This is a genomic window from Maribacter sp., from assembly GCF_049667165.1.
In the GTDB taxonomy this organism is placed as follows: domain Bacteria; phylum Bacteroidota; class Bacteroidia; order Flavobacteriales; family Flavobacteriaceae; genus Maribacter_A.
In genome coordinates this window covers 1-4231 of the sequence record NZ_JBATHS010000239.1, presented here as the reverse complement: position 1 = coordinate 4231, position 4231 = coordinate 1, and the positions used below count along the sequence as shown (strand labels likewise).

Sequence of the window (4231 nt, the reverse complement as noted above, 5' to 3'; positions counted from 1 at the left end):
ATCTGTATAGATCACCTGATCATTATTGGCGATTAATTCTAAAGTAATGCCAAGATCAGTGCTAAATACCTCATTGACCCTTGTAAGTGTAGCATTGATAGCTGACAGGGCGTCGGGAACAGTTCCCCCATGGAATTGTGTATACTCCCCCGTTGCAGAGACCGCTATTCTGAATTTCCGTAAGGTTTGATCATCTACTAATTTAGCCGTTGATGCTTGCTCGGACGCAATGGGCTTTGCCTCGGTTTCACAAATAAATTTCTCGGTTTCCCCAGATTGCCCACTTCGGTCATACAATACATAATCTGTTGCATCACGAGAGGCTTTTTCCAGAAAGATCTTTTTCTCCTTCCCTTTAAAAATAAACATGGCCTGCACCCCTTTAGGAGACACACTAAAGCGAACTCTATCTGTTTTATTATGTACACTGCTCCCTGAAAAGGAACGTATTTCAGGATATTTTGAGGTAAGTTCAGGAGAAAAAACAGGTGTTTCCTCTACTTCATAGGCCACTAAGGTGCCGTTTACATCCGGAAAGTATATTAAGGTCTTGTCTAGTGTATTGGCTGTAAGTTTGCTTAACTCTTGAACTAAAAGAGTTTCTTCCAATGAAAAAAAACGTACTTTTTGTAAATCCAAACGCTTAAGATCGGAAGACAATAATTCGTTCTTTACCTCTGATGTTTGCCAATATCCGGTTTGGGCCGCAGTGTAAAAGCAGGAAAATAGTATGGATATTGATAAAACAAGACGTAGTTTTGTTAACATTTGGGGGCATTAAAGCGTTAAAAATAAGCCTTTTTATACATTATTTGGTTTGGTAACAGTTCAAAGCATTTCTAAATACGATAAAAACCACCCTTCGGTCATTACCATTGGTACTTTTGATGGTGTTCATGTTGGACACAAATTGATCTTAGAACGACTCATAAATGATGCCAGGATCAATAATCGGGTGTCTGCGGTGCTAACTTTTTTCCCGCATCCGCGTATGGTTCTGCAAAAGGATTCTGACCTGAAACTCCTGAATACCATCGAAGAAAAGAAGAAAATCCTGGAGAACCTCGGTTTAGATTACCTTATAATACAGCCCTTCACCAAAACCTTTTCCAGATTAAGTGCAACTGCCTTTGTCCGGGATATGTTGGTCAATTCACTTCATGCCAAAAAAGTGATCATAGGATATGACCATCGATTCGGCAGAAATCGGAATGCCAATATTAACGATCTAATCGCCTTTGGGAATGCGCTCGATTTTGAAGTAGATGAGATCCCGGCCAAAGAAATAGAGGCGGTTGCAGTTAGCTCCACCAAGATCAGAAATGCCTTGTTAGAAGGTGATGTAATCACCGCCAATACCTATTTAGGGTATTCCTACATGCTCAACGGAGAGATCATCAGGGGGAAAGGTCTCGGAAAAGAATTAGGCTTTCCTACGGCCAACCTACATATTAAAGAAACCTACAAACTTATTCCCAAGAACGGTGTCTATGTGGTTCAGAGCAGCTTGAAAAACAAGATCGTATATGGGATGATGAATATAGGAACCAATCCCACTGTAGATGGGCAACACCAAAGTATTGAAGTGCATTTTTTCGATTTTGACGAAGACCTCTACCACCAGCATATACAGGTCAATATTCTTCATTGGATACGGGAGGAACACAAATTCAATTCCCTGGAGGAACTTAAAGAGCAACTTAAGAAAGACAAAGAAACAGCACGTATCCTAATCAACGAATAAATGCTACAGAATTGGCTTTTTAAGAAGGTCGACAATGGGTCGCTTATCATATTCCGGATCTTTTTTGGAATCCTTATTAGCCTTGAAAGCTTTGGCGCTATACTTACCGGTTGGGTGAGAAGAACCTTGATAGAACCTACTTTTACCTTTTCGTTTATTGGCTTTGAATGGTTACAACCCCTGCACGGAAATGGCATGTATTTCTATTTTGTGATCATGGGAATTTTGGGAATTTTTATTGCTATTGGCTTTAAATACCGCTGGAGTATTATCCTTTTTACCCTGTTATGGAGTGCAGTTTACCTTATGCAAAAGACAGCCTATAACAACCACTATTACTTATTGATTCTGATTTCTTTCCTGATGTGTTTTATGCCCGCAAACAGCTATGCTTCTGTGGATAGCAGGTTAGAACCTTCTCTTCGAAGCAATTCTATGCCTGCCTATGTAAAATGGATCATTATATTTCAACTATTCATAGTCTATACCTATGCCGCTCTTGCAAAACTCTACGGGGACTGGCTAGATCTCTCAATTATTGAGATCCTCCTGAGAGGTAAGGCATCCTACCCTCTAATTGGAGATTTCCTGCAACATACATGGGTTCATACTATCATTGGGGCTATGGGTATTCTATTCGACCTGTTGATCATTCCGGCTTTACTTTGGAAACCTACCCGCAATTGGGCCTTTGGATTTGCTATTTTCTTTCACCTTTTTAATTCCATCGTCTTTCAGATAGGGATCTTCCCATATTTAGCCCTGGCCTTTACAGTGTTCTATTATCCTCCGGAGGTGATCAAAAAACGTTTTTTTAAGCAAAAAGAATTTTATACTGGCAATGAGATGCGGATACCGCTATATCAACATTGGATATTGCTATGCTGTGGTCTCTATTTTATAATTCAACTGATCTTGCCGGTAAGACACTTTTTTATTGCAGACGATGTACTGTGGACGGAGGAAGGACACCGAATGAGCTGGCGAATGATGCTACGCAGCAGATCTGGCACTATTCAATTTGTGGTAGTTAACAAAGATACCGGAGCAAAAACCATCGTACCATCGAACCTCTATCTATCACCCAAACAGTTAGAAAAAGTTTCCTGTTACCCGGATTATATATGGCAATTTGCCCAGTATTTAAAAAAAGAATACAGTGCCCGGGGACAACAGATTTCAGTATTTGCAAAAGCTAAGGTGAGTATAAATGGCAGGCCATTGGCCGCATTCATTGATCCGTCTGTAGATCTTGCGGCTGAGAAATGGGATCACTTACGGCATCATAAATGGATCTTACCCTCTCCGCCAAAAACCAGGGAAGAACGGTAAGGAAACCTAGTCCATCCTCATCTGAATTCACCAATTAAACGTAAATTTGTGCCTTAAATAATGACCAATGCTAGTATTACAGGCCATAAGGGAAAATAAAGAGGCGATCAGCAAGGCTCTGAAGAAACGAAATCTGGATGCAGAGAGCTTGTTGTCTCAGGTGTTGCAACTCGACGAAAAGCGAAGAGCACTGCAAACGGAAATGGACGGCACCCTTGCACAATTAAATTCCTTATCAAAAGAAATTGGAACACTGTACAAATCCGGAAAAGCACAGGAAGCGAATCTCCTTAAAGAAAAGACCACCCGCTTAAAAGATGACTCCAAGAGCATGGGTGAAGAGCTAAATACCGTAGTCCTGGAACTAGACCAGACCTTATACCTAATCCCCAATGTCCCAAATGAATTGGTGCCTGCCGGTTCCTCTGAAGAGGATAATGAAGAGGTATTCAGGGAAGGTGATGTGCCAAAACTTTTAAAAGGGGCACTCCCCCACTGGGAATTGGCTAAGAAATATGACATCATTGATTTTGAACTTGGTGTAAAGATAACAGGGGCAGGATTTCCGGTATACAAGGATAAGGGCGCCAAATTACAACGTGCTTTGATCGCGTATTTTCTAGACCGAAATACGGCAGCCGGCTATACAGAAATGCAGGTACCTCACTTGGTGAATACCGCCTCCGGATTTGGAACCGGGCAACTCCCGGATAAAGAAGGACAGATGTATCATGTGACGGCAGATGATCTATACCTGATCCCAACTGCAGAGGTACCAGTAACAAACATTTTTCGCGATACTATTTTAAATCATCAGGAGCTGCCTGTATGTTATACCGGATACACGCCATGTTTCAGGCGAGAAGCGGGAAGTTATGGAGCACACGTTAGAGGACTGAATCGCCTGCATCAATTCGACAAAGTTGAAATTGTACGTGTAGAGCAACCGGGAAAGTCCTATGAGGCCCTAACGGGCATGGTAGAGCATGTTAAAGGCATTCTGCGAGAACTAGAACTCCCCTTTAGAATTCTTCGTTTATGTGGAGGTGATCTTGGTTTTACCTCGGCATTAACCTATGATTTTGAAGTGTTTTCCACTGCACAGGACCGATGGCTCGAAATAAGCTCCGTTTCCAACTTTGAGACCTATCAGTC

The 4231-nt window shown here is 41.6% G+C and carries 4 protein-coding genes; 3 read left to right on the top strand and 1 reads right to left on the bottom strand.

Annotated elements, in window-relative coordinates; translation table 11 throughout:
* Nucleotides 1-768 (bottom strand): reprolysin-like metallopeptidase (locus tag WBM98_RS12210; RefSeq protein ID WP_424366304.1); only part of this gene is annotated, 768 nt, incomplete at its 3' end.
* Nucleotides 769-817: 49 nt separating this feature from the next.
* Between WBM98_RS12210 and WBM98_RS12205 the strand changes: the two genes are divergently transcribed.
* From WBM98_RS12205 to serS, 3 genes are all read left to right on the top strand, one after another.
* Nucleotides 818-1744: a bifunctional riboflavin kinase/FAD synthetase gene (locus WBM98_RS12205; protein ID WP_424366303.1), complete on the top strand. Its 927-nt coding sequence runs from the start codon at nucleotides 818-820 to the stop codon at nucleotides 1742-1744.
* A complete protein-coding gene (locus WBM98_RS12200; RefSeq protein WP_424366302.1) occupies nucleotides 1745-3076 on the top strand; it encodes an HTTM domain-containing protein in 1332 nt (443 codons plus the stop codon).
* A 67-nt stretch (nucleotides 3077-3143) separates the two neighbouring features.
* A partial coding sequence (serS, locus tag WBM98_RS12195; protein WP_424366301.1) for a serine--tRNA ligase occupies nucleotides 3144-4231 on the top strand: 1088 nt, incomplete at its 3' end.

Coding starts and splice junctions, on each gene's coding strand:
- WBM98_RS12200 (WP_424366302.1), top strand. CDS start 1,745: ATGCTACAGAATTGGCTTTTTAAGAAGGTCGACAATGGGTCGCTTATC.